Source organism: Mycolicibacterium smegmatis (assembly GCF_001457595.1).
Classification (GTDB): Bacteria; Actinomycetota; Actinomycetes; order Mycobacteriales; family Mycobacteriaceae; genus Mycobacterium; species Mycobacterium smegmatis.
Genome location: NZ_LN831039.1, coordinates 2,179,608 through 2,194,567, shown reverse-complemented (window position 1 = coordinate 2,194,567; position 14,960 = coordinate 2,179,608). Strand labels below are relative to the sequence as shown.

Below are 14,960 nucleotides of genomic sequence, written 5' to 3'. Positions count from 1 at the left end.
CGCACTCGGTTTGGAAGCGGACGCGGCGCGTTGGTCAGCAAGAGTCACGTGAGAACAGCCTATGCAGGGTCGGGGCGTCTGGGGAGAGTTAACATCACGGCGATCTTTAAGGTGTTCAGGTCACCGGCCGACCGTCACACCGTGGATGACAATCGCCGCGGTCTGGTGTACCCACTCGTCGTCGAGATTCTCGTCCGACACCAGGAGCAGGCGCAACATCGTTGCACCGCCGATGATTTCCACCAGCCGATCGGGACTCACCGCGGCATGCACCTCGCCGCGCGCGATGCCGTCGACGATACGCTCCCGCACCGCGGCGAAGACTCCGGTGAACCGCTCCATGACGCGGGCGTTGAGGTTCGCATCGGCGGAAACGTCGGCGATCAGGCCCGGCAGCGCGGCGCGCACCACCGGGCTGGTGAACACATCGCGTGCGGCGGCGATCATCGCGTGCACGTCGGCGGCGATGTCGCCGGCGGGGGCGACCAGACCGGTCGGCACGGCCGGGAACACCGCCTCGTGCACCAGTTCGGCCTTGCTCGACCAGCGCCGGTACAGCGCGGTCTTGGTGGTCTGCGCGCGCTCGGCGACCGCGGCCATCGTGAGGTTCGCGTAGCCGATCTCGACGAGGAGTTCCGCGGTGGCCCGCAGGATCGCCGCGTCGATCCGGGGGTCACGGGGACGACCCGCGCCGACACCCTTGCCAAGCGGTGATGCCTCTGCTTTCATAACGCAACTGAGAGTATCGTAATTGCGGCGGTCAAGGGAGATTCGCATGGCAAACGAACCGGCTGTCGAGGACGTCAGCCACCTTCAGCTTTCGAGCCGCGATGTCAGCACGGTCCCCGTCGCGCTCGCGGACTGGCTGTCGACGGTGTTGCCCGCGGGCGCCGAACCCCGCGTCACGGTCGAGGACGGCGTGGACTCCAACGGCATGTCGTCGGAAACCCTGCTGCTGACCGCCGAATGGACCGAGGACGGCGCCCCCGTACAGCAGCGCCTCGTCGCACGCGTCGCGCCCGCACCCGGCGACGTGCCCGTCTTCTCGTCGTACCGGCTTGATCACCAGTTCGAATTGATGCGCCAGATCGGCGAACTGACCGACGTACCGGTGCCGCGGGTGCGGTGGCTGGAATCCACCGGTTCGGTGCTGGGTACGCCGTTCTTCCTGATGGACCGTGTCGACGGCATCGTCCCACCCGACGTCATGCCGTATACATTCGGCGGCAACTGGTTTGCCGACGCACCGGCCGACCGGCGCCGCCTGCTGCAGGACGGCACGGTCGCCGTCCTCGCCAAGCTGCATTCGATTCCCGACGCGCTGAACCGCTTCGGATTCCTGCTCGATGTAGACCCGCCCGGCGACACCCCGTTGCGCCGCCACTTCGCGTGGCTCAAAGATTGGTACGAGTTCGCGGTGACCGACATCGGGCGCTCCCCGCTGGTCGAGCATGCGCTGGCCTGGCTGGAGGACAACTTCCCCAGCGACGTCGCAGCGGGCGAACCCGTTCTGGCGTGGGGCGACTCACGCATCGGCAACGTGCTCTACGAGGATTTCGAGCCCGTCGCGGTGCTCGACTGGGAGATGGCGACCGTGGGTCCGCGCGAACTCGATGTCTCGTGGATCATCTTCGCGCACATGGTCTTCCAGGAACTCGCCGGACTGGCCGGCCTGCCGGGCCTTCCGGATGTGCTGCGCGAGGACGACGTTCGCGCAACCTACACGCGGTTGACCGGGGCGCAACTGGGCGATCTGCGCTGGTTCTACATCTACTCCGGGGTCATCTGGTGCTGTGTGTTCATGCGCACCGGTGCGCGTCGGGTCCGGTTCGGAGAGATCGAGAAACCCGAGGACGTCGAGTCGTTGTTCTACCACGCGTCTCTGTTGCGGCGCCTGATCGAGGAGGCCTGACATGCTCGGCCCGATGGACGAGTTCCCGGTACACCAACTCCCCCAACCGATCGCGTGGCCCGGATCGTCGGACCGCAACTTCTACGACCGCTCGTACTTCAACGCCCACGACCGCACGGGCGACATCTTCGTCATCACCGGCATCGGCTACTACCCCAACCTCGGGGTGAAGGACGCGTTTCTCCTCATACGGCGCGGTGACACCCAGACCGCGGTGCACCTGTCCGACGCCATCGACTCAGACCGCCTCAACCAGCACGTCATGGGATACCGCGTCGACGTCACCGAACCGCTGCACACACTGCGGATCGCCCTCGACGACACCCACGGCCTCGAGGCCGATCTCACCTGGAACGGCCTGTTCGACGTCGTCCAGGAACAGCCGCACATCCTGCGCACGGGCAACCGCGTCACCCTCGACGCGCAACGTTTCGCCCAACTCGGTTCGTGGAGCGGGCATCTCACGATCGACGGTGAACACATCGAGGTCGACCCGGCCACCTGGATCGGGTCGCGCGACCGGTCCTGGGGCATCCGGCCCATCGGTGAGGCCGAACCGGCGGGCCGCCCCGCCGACCCGCCGTTCGAGGGCATGTGGTGGCTGTACGTGCCCATGGCGTTCGACGAGTTCTCGATCGTGCTGATCATCCAGGAGGAGCCCAACGGGTTCCGCTCCCTCAACGACTGCACCCGCATCTGGAAAGACGGCCGCATCGAACAACTGGGGTGGCCGCGCATCAAGATCCACTACCGCTCGGGCACCCGCATCCCCACCGGCGCCACCATCGACGCGACCGCCGCCGACGGTTCCCCGGTGCGGTTCGACGTGGAATCCAAACTGGCGGTGCCGATTCACGTCGGCGGCGGTTACGGTGGCGACCCGGACTGGTTGCACGGCGTGTGGAAGGGCGAGAAGTTCACCGAACGGCTCACCTACGACATGACCGACCCGGCGATCATCAGCCGTGCCGCCTTCGGCGTGATCGACCACGTCGGGCGCGCGGTGTGCACCGAGGGCAGCTCCGCCCCCGCTGAGGGATGGGGCCTGTTCGAACACGGCGCGCTCGGCCGCCACGACCCGTCGGGTTTCACCGACTGGCTCACCGTCGCACCGTAGGGTTTTCCCGCGATCAGACGGCCCAGAACAGCGCTGCCGCACCGATCGCCTCGACCAGGAAGTAGAACCAGTTGGGGTAGAACGGGGTTCGCTCGTCGAACACCGCCGAGGCCGCGCGGCCCACCGCCATGCCCGCCAGCGCTGCGCCGACCGTGATCAACACGCCGGTCCGCACCGCCGGTGCGACGGCCGCGTACGCCAGGACCGCGGCGATCGCCAGGCCGAAACCGCCGTACACCCCGCGCACCTCGGCACGCGACGACGCCGACCTGAGCTCGAAGTCGAACGGCCGCAGGAGCGCCTGTGGCGCCCTCAGCGCGCAGACGCCCATGCCGAGGAAGAACACCCCGGCGACCACGATCACTGCTGCGACTCCGACGCTCAAGGTAACCTCCTGCTCAGGTGATGAGGAGGCCAGCATGCCGACCCCGATACCCGCACCGCTTCCACAAACCTGCTATCCGGCGGTGTGGCTGTGGCCCGGCCAGGGTCTGTACTCGGGTCCGGCCCTGGGCCTGCAACCGCATTCGGGTTCGGTGTGGTGTCTGGTGGTCGGGGTCGACGCGCCGTTGACCATCGATGTCGGTGGGGACCGTATCTCCGCGCGTACCGCGCTCATTCCCCCACGCGTGACGCACCATCTGGTGATGACGGGACCGCTGGTGTCGTGTTATCTGGATCCGGCGTCACACCGGAGCACGTCGTGCCGCAGGCAGTTCGACAACGTCGTCCACGGCATCGGTATCGGGCACCACCGCGAGGATCTGTTGCTCAACCCACCGGCTGACGATTCTTCGGCCGTGCGCTGGCTGGACACCGCGGCGCCTTCGGTGATCCATGACATCGACCCGCGGATCGAACTGGCGGCCAAGCAGATCCGCGACGACCCGGCCACGGTGGTGACGGCCGCCGACCTGGCCGCCGCAGCCGGGTTGTCCGAATCCCGCTTCCTGCACCTGTTCCGCGCCGAACTGGGCACGAGCCTGCGGCGCTACCGCATGTGGTGCAGGCTGCTGCGCGCCGGTGCACTGCTGGCCGCGGGCCACGCCCTGACCACGGCCGCCGTCGACTCGGGCTTCGCGAGCCCGTCGCATCTCGCCGACCGGTTCAAGTCCACGTTCGGGCTCTCGGCGTCCCGGTTGCTGGCGACGGGACTGCAGATCCGGGTTCCGTAGTGCGCGCGAGCGTGCGCCGCCTGCTGCTAACTCGCGGCGGGTTCCACAGCAGACGCGCCCGCTCGCGGTGCTGACGGAGGTGCCGGGGAAGGTGCTGAGGCGGGCACCTGGACGGCGGCGGGGGCACGCCCGAAGACCATCGACTCGTCGATGCGGTCGAAACGGTGGTCGATGGCGTCGAGCAGGTAGTTGTGCCGCACGTGCCACGGTCGTTTGGTGCCCGAGCGCGGTAGGGCGTGCTCGGAGCGCTGGATGTAGCCGGCCTCTAGATCCCAGGTGCGCTTCTCGGCGATCGGGGTCGAGCCCTTGTGCGGATAGGCGTGGGTGTACCCGTGGGAACCCATGTAGGCCAACAGTTTCGCGACGGCCTTCGCGGTCATGTCGGCACGCAGCGTCCATGAGGCGTTGGTGTAGCCGATGCACCACGCCATGTTCGGCACGTCCTCGAGCAGGAACTCCTTGTAGACGAACCGCTCGGTGGGCTTGACCTCGTCGCCGTCGACCCGCAGGGTGATCCCGCCGAGCGCCTGCAGTTGCAGACCCGTTGCCGTGACGACGACGTCGGCGTCGATCCGGTTGCCGGACCTCAGCACGATGCCGTCGGCGTCGAAGTGGTCGATGTGGTCGGTGACCACCTCGACCTGCCCGCTGCTGATCCCTTCGAAGATGTCCTTGTCGAGCACCAGGCACATCCGCTGATCCCACGGGTTGTACCTGGGCTTGAAATGCACGTCGACCGGATAGCCCTTGGGCAGCACGCCGATGGTGGCCTTGCGGATCACCCACCGCCCGAGCCGGGGTGCCGCGCGGAAGAAGTTGTACGCCACGTACTGCACCATGGCGTTGCGCACCCGAACCACCTGGTGGGCCACCCTGCGCGGCAACACCTTCCGGATCGCCTGCACCGCCGGGTTGATCCGCGGGGACGACATCATGTACGTCGGTGACCGCTGCAGCATGGTCACGTGGCCCGCGGTGCGCGCCATGGCAGGCACCAGGCTGATCGCGGTGGCGCCGCTGCCGATCACCACCACACTCTTGCCGGTGTAGTCGAGCGACTCGGGCCAGAACTGCGGGTGCACGACCTCCCCGTGAAAGTCCGCCATGCCCGGGAACTCCGGCTGATAGGGCTCGTCGTAGTTGTAGTAGCCGGTGCCGAAGAACACGAACCGGGCCCGGTAGTCCCTGCGCTGCCCGTCCTGCTCGGTGTGCAGCGTCCAGGTGTCGGTGTCCGAATCCCAATCGGCGGACAGCACATGGGTGTTGAACCGGATGTGGCGGTCGATGCCGTACTTGCGTGCGGTCTCGGTGAGGTAGGCGCGGATGTCACCGCCGTCGGCGACGTTCTCCGGACGCGTCCACGGCTCGTACGGGTAGCTCAGCGTGAAGATGTCACTGTCGGACCGGATACCCGGGTACCGGAACAGGTCCCAGGTGCCGCCGATGCGTTCGCGCCGCTCCAGCAGCGTGTACGTCAGTCCGGGGCACTTCTCGTGGATGCGGTACGCCGCATTGATCCCTGAGATGCCCGCACCGATGATCAACACGTCGGTGTATGCGGGGTCGGTCGACTCCGTGGCACCCATAGAGAACCTCCTTTGGTCCCGCCGCGTACCACCACATTAGGGGCTCAGGTGCGCAGTGCGTCGACGATCTGGGCAAGCGAGTCCAACGAAATGGGAGTTGGCTGGTAGAGGCATATGCGGTCACCGACCCCGGCGACGCGGTCGGCGATGTGCGCGGCGATCTCGGCGGGGCTGCCGCAGGCCGCGATGGTGTGCAGGACGTCGTCGTCGACCAGCGCACTCATCTCCTGCCAGCGCCCCTGCTTGGACATCGCGTTGAGCTCGGGCTGCAGGTCTCCCCAGCCGTGCGCGTCCAGGACGGGCCGGTACGCCGGCGTCGACCCGTAGAACGCCAGCAGCCGGCGGGTGGCGTCGTGATCGCGGTCGTCCTCACCGACCGACACGATGATCTCGGGGACGACGGCGAAGTCGTCGGCCGACCGTCCGGCGGCGTTTAGCCCGGCCCGCACAGCGGGAACGATGACCTCGTGGAGAAATCGCTTCGAGCCGAACGGCATCACCAGCAGGCCGTCGGCCAGCTCGGCAGTGGCGCGGGTCAGCTGCGGGCCGAGCGCACCCACGTAGATCGGCGGCGGGCCGTACGGCGAGGGGCCCGGGCTGAACGTCGGGGTCATGAGCGTATGGCGGTAGAACTCGCCGCGGAAGTCCAGACGTTCCCCCGTCTGCCACGCGTCGAAGATCGCCCGCAGGGCCCCGATGAGTTCCCGCATCCTGCCGACCGGCCGCTCGAAGTCCGCGCCGAAACGCTTCTCGATCTGCGTGCGGATCTGGGTGCCCAGGCCGAGCGTGAAGCGCCCACCGGAGAGCAGTTGATGGTCGATCGCCTGGTGGGCCAGGTGAATCGGGTTGCGGGGAAACGCGATCGCCACGTTGGTCATGAGGTCGACGCCTCCGACGGTCGACGCCAGCGTGAGTGGCGCGAACACGTCGTGCGGGCCTTCGAAGGTGAAGACCCCCGTGGCACCGGCCTCGACGAGGGCATGGGTTCGTTCTATGGCATCTGTGGGACCGAACAGGGCGGTCATGATCTTCACGGCGTGAGAGCCTAGTGACATGAGCATCCCGACGAGCGCCGACGTTGCGGTGGTGGGGGCCGGCTTCGCCGGTTTGACGGCGGCACGCAGGTTGGTGCAGCTCGGGTACGACGTCGTGGTCCTGGAGGGCCGTGACCGGGTGGGGGGTCGTTCTTCGACCGCGACGATCGCCGGGGTGCCGGTCGATCTGGGCGGCACGTTCGTCGGTCCCACCCAGGACGCGGTGCTGGGTCTGGCGGCCGAACTCGGTTGCGCCACGGTGCCCACCTACAACCGCGGAAAGAACCTGATCCGCTGGCACGGGCGGGTGCGGTCCTACCGCAGCACCATCCCCCGGTTGTCGATCATCGAACTGCTCGATGTGTCGCGGATCCAGTGGCGGTTCGAGCGGTTGTTCCGCCACGTCGACGTCGCCGAACCGTGGAACGGTTCGCTCGCGCACAAGCTCGACCAGTACAGCATGGAGCGCTGGCTGCGGTATGTGCACGCGAACGCGTCGACCCGAAATCTCATGGCGATCATGTCGCGGGTGACCTGGGGCGCCGAACCCGATCAGGTGTCGATGCTGCATGCCGTGCGGTACGTGAAGGCCGCGGGCGGACTCACCCGACTGCTCGACGTCGAAGGCGGCGCACAGCAGGACCGGCTGGTCGAGGGAACGCAGCAGATCGCGCTGCGCATGGCCGATGAACTGGGCCAACGCATCGCGCTCGACGCGCCGGTGCAGCGCATCGAACGCCACTCCGGTGGCGACATCGGCGTCACGTTCACCACCGGCCACGTGCGGGCGCGCGCGGTGGTCATCGCGATCGCCCCGCAGCACCGCGGCGACATCGAGTTCGACCCGCCGCTGCCACCCGAGTACACCGAACTGGCCGCGCACTGGCCGCAGGGACGGCTGAGCAAGGCCTACGCGGCCTACGATCGGCCGTTCTGGCGGGCCAACGGGTGCTCGGGTGAGGCGTTGAGTGACGAGGGCCCGGTGTTCATCACGTTCGACGTGAGCCCGGGCGACGAGGGTCCCGGAATCCTGCTCGGTTTCACCGATGCCCGCACGTTCGACGCGTTACCGCCCGAGCAGCGGCGCCAACGCGCACTCGGCGGGTTCGCGACGTTCTTCGGCGACGCGGCCCGCGACCCCATCGACTATCTCGATCATTGTTGGGGCACAGAGGCTTTCGCGCCCGGCGGCCCGACCGCGGCGGTGCCGCCGGAGGCGTGGACCGCCTACGGGCCGTGGCTGCGCAAACCGATCGACGGAATCCACTGGGCCGGTACCGAAACCGCCGACGTGTGGACCGGATTCCTCGACGGCGCAGTGCGTTCCGGGCAGCGCGCGGCCACCGAAGTGGCCGAGGCGCTCAAGAGTTCAGCCGCTGCGGGCTGATCACCGCTTCGGCCAGCTTCCGCAGCTGGGCGTTGACCTCGTCGGGACGCTCGAGGATGCCGCAGTGTCCGCCGCGCAGTTCGACGAACGCCGCGAGGTTGGGCACGGTGTCGGCGATGCGGCGGGAAGCGTTGATGGGCAACAACCGGTCCTGCGCGCTGCCGATCACCAGCGTCGGCACCGTGAGGTTGTGCAGCGGAATGTGCTTGGGGCCGAGGTTGTCCACCAGGACCCGCCCCCACGCACCGCGTCCGGTCGGCGGGGTGGTGGCGAACAGGCGGTAGACGAAGTCGGCCACCCACGGATCGGCGTCGCGGCCGACCGCGAGATGGGCGACGAAGCGCCTGTTGGCGGCGTCGGCCAGCTTGGGGACCGGGGTGCTGCCGAAGGTCTTGAGGATGGTGCCCGCGGTGCGGATCCGCGTGGTGCTCAACCGCGTGGGCACCTGTGCCAGTTGCACGTCGCGCAGCAGGTCCCCGGTGCTGGTGTTGATCAGGGCGACCCCGTCGGCGCAGGTCTGCACACGGCTCGGGTAGCGCTGCGCCCACGACGTGATCGCGATGCCGCCCATGGAGTGGCCCGCGATGACGGCCCGCTCGCCGGGCCGCAGCGTCGCGTCGAGCACCGCGTCCAGGTCGGCCGCGAGGTGGTTGAGGCTGTAGCGGTTGCGGCCGCGCGGGGTCTCACTGCGCCCGTGGCCGCGGTGGTCGTAGGCGATGACGCGGTAGTCGCCGGCCAGGTCGGCGATCTGGTGGGCCCACACCTCGATGGCGCACGTGATGCCGTGCGCGAACACGATCGGGTAGCCGTCCTCGGGCCCGAATGTTTGCGCGTGCAGTCGCACACCGTCGACCGCACGGACCTCGACGGTACGTCCTTGAGGTAACTGTGGAAGGGTCATACTGCTCCCGTCATCGGCGTCGCTGCCTGATCTTTGTCGAGCCTACCGTCTGGTGATGAGCACCGGTTTCACCACTTCACCGGCCTTGGCAGCGGTCCAGGCGCGGTCGAAGTCGTCGAAGGGGTACGTCGTCACGAGCTTGTCCACCGGAAGTTCGCCACGGCGGTGGAGCTCCAGCAGCCGCGGTAGGAAGGTGTGCGGTTCGCTGTCGCCTTCCACGACGCCGCGAACCGTCAGTCCCTTGCCCATGATCAGCGCGACCGGTAGCTCGGCGGTCAGGGCGCCGAGTCCGAGCAGGGCCAGGGTTCCGCGGGACCGCAGCGCCATGACGGCCGTGGCGATGACGTCGGGGCGTGCGGTGGTGTCGATGGCGCCGGCCGCTCCCCCGGTGGCGTCCAGCACGGCCCGGGTCACGTCGGTGTCCGTCGGGTCGATGGTGATGGTTGCGCCCAGTTCGGTGGCCAGCGCGCGTCGTCGCGCGACGGGGTCGACCGCGACGATGGTGCGGCATCCGGCGATGCGCGCGCCCATCACCGCCGACAGGCCGACGGCGCCGGCCCCGAACACGACCACGGCGTCGGCGGCGCCGGGTGTGAGCACGTTGAGCACCGCGCCCACGCCGGTCTGCACGCTGCAGCCGAGCGGGGCGGCGAGCGCGGGGTCCAGGTCACCGGGGATGGTGACGGCGTTGCGGCTCTTGGAAATCGCGTGCGTGGCGAAGCTGGACTGGCCGAAGAACTCCCCGGCGACCGGTGCCCCGCCGAGCCGCAGCGCCGCGGTCTCGTCGAGGCGGCCGCCGCGCATGTTGAGATCGGTCGAGTGGTCGCAGTACGCGGGACTGCCCGCGCCGCAACGGTCGCAGACCCCGCAGCTGGTGAACGTGAGCACCACACGTTCCCCGATGCGGCCTGCGGCGGCCGGGCCCGCGTCGATCACGGTGCCCGCACCTTCGTGGCCGAACACCATCGGCACCTTGCGGAAGCGCGCGGCCACGCTGATGTCGGTATGGCAGATCCCCACGGCCTCGATCTCGACGAGCAGCTCGTCGCCGACCGGCGGGCGGACCTGCACGTCGGTGAGCCGCGGGTCCGCTCCGGCGTCGAGCAGCACCGCGGCGCGCGCATTGAGCATTCGGCGATCGTAGGCGACCAACTTGACACGTGTCACGACCGGCCCTGTCCGGGCCTCGCGACGCCTTGCCGCGACCGTGGGCGCAGAATTGGGCCGACAACTGACAGAGAGGTCTCCATGCGCGCTGCACTGATAACCCGTCTCGACGGTCCCGACGCGGTGGAAGTGGTCGAGGTCGACGAACCGTCCGGTGATGACGCCGTCCTGATCGACGTCCACGCCGCAGGCGTGGCGTTTCCCGACGCGCTGCTGACGCGAGGCCTCTACCAGTACAAGCCGGACCTGCCGTTCTCCCCCGGCGCCGAGGTGGCCGGTGTGGTGCGCAGCGCACCGGCAGGCGCGTCGGTCGCGGCGGGCGATCGTGTGCTGGGCCTGACGATGCTGTCCGGCGGTATGGCGGAAGTGGTTGCGCTGCCCGAGGATCGCGTGTTCAAGCTGCCCGATGCGGTGCCGTTCGACGCCGGGGCGGGAATCCTGTTCAACGACATGACCGTGCACTTCGTGCTGCGCACCCGCGGCAGGCTGTCCGGCGGCGAGACGGTTCTGGTGCACGGCGCCGCTGGCGGAATCGGTTCGTCGGTGCTGCGCCTGGCGCCCGCTTTGGGCGCGGCCCGCACCATCGCGGTGGTGTCCACCGAGGAGAAGGGCGAGATCGCCAGGGCCGCAGGCGCATCCGATGTGGTGCTGGCCGACGGTTTCCGTGACGCGGTCAAGGAGTTGACCGACGGTCGCGGCGTCGACATGGTGGTCGACCCCGTCGGAGGTGACCGCTTCACCGATTCGCTGCGCTCGCTGGCGGTCGGCGGGCGCCTGCTGGTGGTCGGCTTCACCGGCGGCGAGATCCCCCAGGTGAAGGTGAACCGGTTGCTGCTCAACAACATCGAGGTGATCGGCGCGGGTTGGGGTGCGTGGACTTTCACGCACCCGGGTTATCTGCAGGAGCAGTGGGCCGAACTGGAGCCGCTGCTGGCCTCCGGCGCGGTCGCCCCGCCGCAGGTCGAGGTGTATCCGTTGGAGCAGGCCGCGCAGGCCATCGCGTCACTGGAGAATCGCAGCGCCAAGGGCAAGGTGGTGCTCAAACTGCGCTGAGCGGTTGAGCCTCAGTTGCCGGGCCAGTACTGGGAATCCGGCGTCGGGCGGGCACCGAAGATCGCCTGCCCGACGCGCACACACGTCGAACCCTCGGCGATCGCGAGTTCGTAGTCGCCGGACATGCCCATCGACAGCTCGCCCGGGCCGATCAGGTCGAGATCGCGGGCCTGATCACGCAGGCTGCGCAGCAGCCGGAAGCACGGGCGGACGCGTTCGGGATCGGTGCTGAACACCGCGATGGTCATCAGGCCGCGCACGCGCAGCGCGGTGTAGGCGGGCAGGGTCTTCAGGAACGGGATGACGTCGTCGGGCGCCAGGCCGTACTTGGACTCCTCACCCGAGGTGTTGACCTGCACGTAGACGTCGAGTTGGCGTCCGAGGGCCTGCAGCCTGCGATCCAGTGCCGCGGCGGCCCGCGGATTGTCGAGGGCCTGGAACTCGGCGGCGAACTCGGCGACGTCCTTGGCCTTGTTGGTCTGCAGGTGTCCGATCACCGACCACTCCACGTCGAGATCGGACAGGTTGCGCCACTTGCGCATCGCCTCCTGCACCTTGTTCTCGCCGAACATCGTGCAGCCCGCGGCCGCCGCGACGCGCAGCCGGTCCTCATCGACGGTCTTGCTGACCGGAAGTAGCCGCACCTCACCGGGTTCGCGGCCGGCGCGCTGCAGCGCGGCGCCGATTCGCGTGTTGACGGCCTGCAGGTTGCGGGTGAAGTCCTCGACCGTACGTGCGGTGGAGTAGGCGGTCGTGTCGCTGCCGGTCATGGCTTCATTGTCCCTCTTGGCTGTGTGCTCGGTCTTGGCCGCACGCTCGGTCCCGCTCGGTGCCGCACGCTCGGTGCCGACGAGCGTGCGTGCAGTGCTGCTGATGTGCGGCGTGGCGTGCGGCAGACGCGCACGGTCGCGGTGCAGAAGTGCACGGTCGCGGGCGTGGTGGCGGTGGCGGTGGCGGTGGCGGTGCAATGAGTTAGCGCTGGGGCCAGGCCCGCAGGGCGATGGCGGCGACCTGGTCGAGCCTCGCGCGGGGTATGCCGTCACGCGCGGCCTGGGCGATGCCGCTGAGGGTCGACATCACGAACTGCGCGAGAGCAAGTGCGTCGGTGTCGGCGGGCAGCTCGCCTGCGGCGATGTCGGCGCGGATCTTGTCGGCCACCGTCTGGGTCTTCTTCTCGCGGATGCGGCGCAGCGTGGCGCCCACGGTCTCGTCGGCGCTGCCGTCGTCACCGCTGATGATCAGGCATCCGCTGGGCAGGCCACGGCGCGTGTACCGGCCTGGGGCCTGCGCCAGGATGCGTGCGACGGCCGCACGCGCGGTGGGCTCCTCGTCGAGCGCGGCGTCGATGAAGCCGCCGTAGCGGGCGTCGTAGACCTCGACGGCCTCGGTGAAGAGCTGACGTTTGTCGCCGAACGCCGCGTAGATGCTGGGCATGCCGATGCCGAGCGCGCTACTGAGGTCGCGCGTAGAGGTCGCCTCGAACCCACGCTCCCAGAACAGCCGGATCGCCTTGTCGAGCGCGGCGTCGCGATCGAACGAGCGGGGTCTCCCGCGGACTGTTGCCATCCACACATTCTAGAGCGGTCGCTAGAGAATCTGCTAACGTCCTTTTTTGTAACGATCGCTAAAGAAAGGATGGGCACGTGTCCACTCTCGACGGCAAGACAGCGCTGGTCACCGGCGGCGGACGCGGCATCGGCCGCGCCATCGCGATCCGGCTGGCCGGCGACGGCGCACGCGTCGGCGTGCACTACGGCACCAACGCCGACACCGCCGAACAGACCGCGCAGCTGATCCGCGACAAGGGCGGCGAAACGTTCACCGTCCGCGCGCAACTCGGCGTGCCCGGCGACGCCGACGCGCTGTGGCAAGCCTTCGACCGAAACGCCGACGGGCTCGACATCCTGGTGAACAACGCCGGGATCCTCGGCGGCCGAATCCCGTTCGCCGATCTCACCGAGCAGACCTACGACGAGGTGTTGGCGGTGAACACCCGCGCACCGTTCTTCATCACCCAGCACGGCCTGTCGCGTCTGCGTGACCATGGGCGGATCATCAACGTGTCGACGCGTTTCACGCACGGCGGCCGGATGCCCGAACTCATGGCCTACGCGATCTCGAAGGCCGCGCTCGACTCGTTCACCGCAACACTCGCCAAAGAGGTTGCCCCACGCGGCATCACGGTGAATGCCGTCGGACCGGGCACCACCGAGACCGACATGAACGCCGAGCGACTGTCGACACCCGAGGGGCGCGCCGCGATCGCCGCGCAGTCACCGTTCAACCGCGTCGCGCAGGCCGACGACATCTCCGGTGTGGTCGCGTTCCTCTCCTCCGACGACGCGCGCTGGATCACCGGTCAGTGGCTCGACGCCAGCGGCGGGTCGATGCTCTGATGCCGGTTGCCATCTGGGTTCTCGGGGCGGCGATATTCGCCCAGGGGACAAGCGAACTCATGCTGGCGGGCCTGCTCCCCGAGGTGTCGGCTGATTTCGCGGTCAGCATCCCGCAGGCCGGCCTGACGGTGTCGGTGTTCGCGCTCGGCATGCTCGTGGGTGCGCCGATCCTGGCGATAGGCACGTTGCGGTGGCCCCGTCGGCGGGCCCTGCTCGCGTTCCTGGGCGTGTTCGTCGTCGCGCACATCGTCGCGGCACTGACCGACTCCTATGCGGTGCTGTTGGCGACACGGTTCGTCGCGGCCTTCGTCTACGCCGGATTCTGGGCGGTCGGTGCGAGCACCGCGATGGCGCTGGTCTCCCCCGCCCGGCGCGGCCGCGCGATGAGCGTCGTCGCGGGCGGTATCACCGTCGCGATGGTGGTCGGCCTGCCCGCGGGCACCTGGATCGGCCAGCACTTCGGATGGCGAGCGGCGGTCTGGACCGTCACGGCGCTGACCCTGGTCGCCGCGGGTGCGGTGCTCACCGCGGTCCCCGACACCCGCGCGCACACGGTGCTGCGCGCTCGCGACGAGCTCCGCGGTGTGGCGGTGCCGCGCCTGTGGTTGTCCTACGGGCTCACCGCGACGTCCACCGCGGCACTGCTGGGCACCTTCACGTATCTGAGCGCCATGCTGATCACCACCACCGGGGTGCGTGCCGACTGGGTGCCGCTGGTTCTGCTCGGGTACGGCCTCGGGTCACTCGCGGGCATGGCCGGTGGCGGGTTCGCGGCCGACCGGTGGCCGCGCGGTGTCCTCGCGGCGGGTTTCGGCATGCTGACCGTCGTGCTGGCGCTGCTGTCGGTCACCGCCGACGTGCCCGCGGCCGTGGCGATCCTGGCCGTCGTCTTGGGCTTCGCCGGTTTCGGCACCAACCCGGCGCTGAACTCTCGGGTGTTCGGCATCGCGCCCGGCGCGCCGACGCTGGCCTCGGCCGGCAACATCTCGGCGTTCAACGTCGGTATCAGCGCTGGTCCCTGGCTCGCGGGCCTCGCGCTGACCGCGGGTCTGGGCTACCCGTCGGTGCCGTGGATCGGCGCGGGTCTGGGCGTGGTGGCGCTGCTTCTGCTCGCCGTCGACGTGCTGGTGGGCCGCGCGCCGCGGCGCGCGGCAGAACCTGTCGGGGTGGCGGTCGGCTGTGGGTGACACCTCCGCACGCCAGCCGGAATAACCCGGGTGGTGAGGGCGTTG

General features: G+C 69.0%; 16 protein-coding genes. 8 read left to right on the top strand and 8 right to left on the bottom strand.

Going from position 1 to position 14,960, the window contains the following annotated elements:
* Positions 1 to 120: 120 nt before the first annotated feature.
* Positions 121 to 729, bottom strand: a complete 609-nt coding sequence (locus tag AT701_RS10420) for a TetR/AcrR family transcriptional regulator (RefSeq protein ID WP_011728111.1) — start codon at positions 727 to 729, stop codon at positions 121 to 123.
* A 46-nt stretch (positions 730 to 775) separates the two neighbouring features.
* On the opposite strand from AT701_RS10420, the gene AT701_RS10415 reads away from it, so the two are divergent.
* A complete protein-coding gene (locus tag AT701_RS10415) occupies positions 776 to 1,912 on the top strand; it encodes a phosphotransferase family protein (RefSeq protein ID WP_011728110.1) in 1,137 nt (378 codons plus the stop codon).
* Position 1,913: 1 nt separating this feature from the next.
* On the top strand, positions 1,914 to 3,029 hold the full coding sequence (locus tag AT701_RS10410) for an Rv3169 family protein (protein ID WP_058125788.1): 1,116 nt from the start codon (positions 1,914 to 1,916) through the stop codon (positions 3,027 to 3,029).
* A gap of 13 nt (positions 3,030 to 3,042) precedes the next feature.
* On the opposite strand, the gene AT701_RS10405 is transcribed toward AT701_RS10410, so the two are convergent.
* Positions 3,043 to 3,450 (bottom strand): DUF4345 domain-containing protein, encoded by a 408-nt coding sequence (locus tag AT701_RS10405; RefSeq protein ID WP_174519579.1) that lies wholly within the window; start codon positions 3,448 to 3,450, stop codon positions 3,043 to 3,045.
* On the opposite strand from AT701_RS10405, the gene AT701_RS10400 reads away from it, so the two are divergent.
* Positions 3,449 to 4,204, top strand: a complete 756-nt coding sequence (locus tag AT701_RS10400; RefSeq protein ID WP_058125786.1) for a helix-turn-helix domain-containing protein — start codon at positions 3,449 to 3,451, stop codon at positions 4,202 to 4,204. The genes AT701_RS10405 and AT701_RS10400 overlap by 2 nt on opposite strands.
* 26 nt (positions 4,205 to 4,230) lie before the next feature.
* Here the strand turns inward: AT701_RS10400 and AT701_RS10395 are convergent, their stop codons facing one another.
* Both AT701_RS10395 and AT701_RS10390 read right to left on the bottom strand, forming a co-directional pair.
* Complete coding sequence (locus AT701_RS10395) at positions 4,231 to 5,790, bottom strand: flavin-containing monooxygenase (protein WP_058125785.1); 1,560 nt, start codon at positions 5,788 to 5,790, stop codon at positions 4,231 to 4,233.
* A gap of 44 nt (positions 5,791 to 5,834) precedes the next feature.
* Entirely contained in the window at positions 5,835 to 6,815 is a 981-nt protein-coding gene (locus AT701_RS10390) for an LLM class F420-dependent oxidoreductase (RefSeq protein WP_058127595.1), read from the bottom strand.
* Between the two features lie 28 nt (positions 6,816 to 6,843).
* On the opposite strand from AT701_RS10390, the gene AT701_RS10385 reads away from it, so the two are divergent.
* A complete protein-coding gene (locus AT701_RS10385) occupies positions 6,844 to 8,211 on the top strand; it encodes a flavin monoamine oxidase family protein (RefSeq protein WP_058125784.1) in 1,368 nt (455 codons plus the stop codon).
* Here AT701_RS10385 and AT701_RS10380 read toward each other — a convergent pair.
* Positions 8,186 to 9,112, bottom strand: a complete 927-nt coding sequence (locus AT701_RS10380; protein ID WP_058125783.1) for an alpha/beta fold hydrolase — start codon at positions 9,110 to 9,112, stop codon at positions 8,186 to 8,188. The two genes, AT701_RS10385 and AT701_RS10380, sit on opposite strands and share 26 nt — an antisense overlap.
* A 42-nt stretch (positions 9,113 to 9,154) precedes the next feature.
* Entirely contained in the window at positions 9,155 to 10,243 is a 1,089-nt protein-coding gene (locus tag AT701_RS10375; protein ID WP_058127594.1) for an NAD(P)-dependent alcohol dehydrogenase, read from the bottom strand.
* A 117-nt stretch (positions 10,244 to 10,360) separates the two neighbouring features.
* Between AT701_RS10375 and AT701_RS10370 the strand changes: the two genes are divergently transcribed.
* Complete coding sequence (locus tag AT701_RS10370; RefSeq protein ID WP_003893402.1) at positions 10,361 to 11,332, top strand: NADPH:quinone oxidoreductase family protein; 972 nt, start codon at positions 10,361 to 10,363, stop codon at positions 11,330 to 11,332.
* Positions 11,333 to 11,343: 11 nt separating this feature from the next.
* On the opposite strand, the gene AT701_RS10365 is transcribed toward AT701_RS10370, so the two are convergent.
* On the bottom strand, positions 11,344 to 12,102 hold the full coding sequence (locus AT701_RS10365; protein ID WP_011728103.1) for a YggS family pyridoxal phosphate-dependent enzyme: 759 nt from the start codon (positions 12,100 to 12,102) through the stop codon (positions 11,344 to 11,346).
* A gap of 24 nt (positions 12,103 to 12,126) precedes the next feature.
* Between AT701_RS10365 and AT701_RS34705 the strand changes: the two genes are divergently transcribed.
* Positions 12,127 to 12,303, top strand: coding sequence for a hypothetical protein (locus AT701_RS34705; protein WP_157892534.1), 177 nt, complete (start codon positions 12,127 to 12,129; stop codon positions 12,301 to 12,303).
* A gap of 1 nt (position 12,304) precedes the next feature.
* Here AT701_RS34705 and AT701_RS10360 read toward each other — a convergent pair whose 3' ends face one another.
* Positions 12,305 to 12,898 carry a TetR/AcrR family transcriptional regulator gene (locus AT701_RS10360; protein ID WP_058125782.1) on the bottom strand — a complete coding sequence of 198 codons (594 nt, stop codon included), beginning with the start codon at positions 12,896 to 12,898 and terminating at the stop codon, positions 12,305 to 12,307.
* A gap of 77 nt (positions 12,899 to 12,975) precedes the next feature.
* On the opposite strand from AT701_RS10360, the gene AT701_RS10355 reads away from it, so the two are divergent.
* Positions 12,976 to 13,728, top strand: a complete 753-nt coding sequence (locus tag AT701_RS10355) for an SDR family oxidoreductase (protein ID WP_058125781.1) — start codon at positions 12,976 to 12,978, stop codon at positions 13,726 to 13,728.
* A complete protein-coding gene (locus AT701_RS10350) occupies positions 13,728 to 14,915 on the top strand; it encodes a Cmx/CmrA family chloramphenicol efflux MFS transporter (RefSeq protein WP_058125780.1) in 1,188 nt (395 codons plus the stop codon). The genes AT701_RS10355 and AT701_RS10350 overlap by 1 nt, the downstream gene beginning before the upstream one ends.
* Positions 14,916 to 14,960 lie beyond the last annotated feature (45 nt).

Excerpts from the sequence above, each read along its gene's own strand:
- AT701_RS10420 (WP_011728111.1), bottom strand. The coding sequence starts at position 729 with ATGAAAGCAGAGGCATCACCGCTTGGCAAGGGTGTCGGCGCGGGTCGT.
- AT701_RS10415 (WP_011728110.1), top strand. The coding sequence starts at position 776 with ATGGCAAACGAACCGGCTGTCGAGGACGTCAGCCACCTTCAGCTTTCG.
- AT701_RS10410 (WP_058125788.1), top strand. The coding sequence starts at position 1,914 with ATGCTCGGCCCGATGGACGAGTTCCCGGTACACCAACTCCCCCAACCG.
- AT701_RS10400 (WP_058125786.1), top strand. The coding sequence starts at position 3,449 with ATGCCGACCCCGATACCCGCACCGCTTCCACAAACCTGCTATCCGGCG.
- AT701_RS10405 (WP_174519579.1), bottom strand. The coding sequence starts at position 3,450 with ATGCTGGCCTCCTCATCACCTGAGCAGGAGGTTACCTTGAGCGTCGGA.
- AT701_RS10395 (WP_058125785.1), bottom strand. The coding sequence starts at position 5,790 with ATGGGTGCCACGGAGTCGACCGACCCCGCATACACCGACGTGTTGATC.
- AT701_RS10390 (WP_058127595.1), bottom strand. The coding sequence starts at position 6,815 with ATGACCGCCCTGTTCGGTCCCACAGATGCCATAGAACGAACCCATGCC.
- AT701_RS10385 (WP_058125784.1), top strand. The coding sequence starts at position 6,844 with ATGAGCATCCCGACGAGCGCCGACGTTGCGGTGGTGGGGGCCGGCTTC.
- AT701_RS10380 (WP_058125783.1), bottom strand. The coding sequence starts at position 9,112 with ATGACCCTTCCACAGTTACCTCAAGGACGTACCGTCGAGGTCCGTGCG.
- AT701_RS10375 (WP_058127594.1), bottom strand. The coding sequence starts at position 10,243 with ATGCTCAATGCGCGCGCCGCGGTGCTGCTCGACGCCGGAGCGGACCCG.
- AT701_RS10370 (WP_003893402.1), top strand. The coding sequence starts at position 10,361 with ATGCGCGCTGCACTGATAACCCGTCTCGACGGTCCCGACGCGGTGGAA.
- AT701_RS10365 (WP_011728103.1), bottom strand. The coding sequence starts at position 12,102 with ATGACCGGCAGCGACACGACCGCCTACTCCACCGCACGTACGGTCGAG.
- AT701_RS10360 (WP_058125782.1), bottom strand. The coding sequence starts at position 12,898 with ATGGCAACAGTCCGCGGGAGACCCCGCTCGTTCGATCGCGACGCCGCG.
- AT701_RS10350 (WP_058125780.1), top strand. The coding sequence starts at position 13,728 with ATGCCGGTTGCCATCTGGGTTCTCGGGGCGGCGATATTCGCCCAGGGG.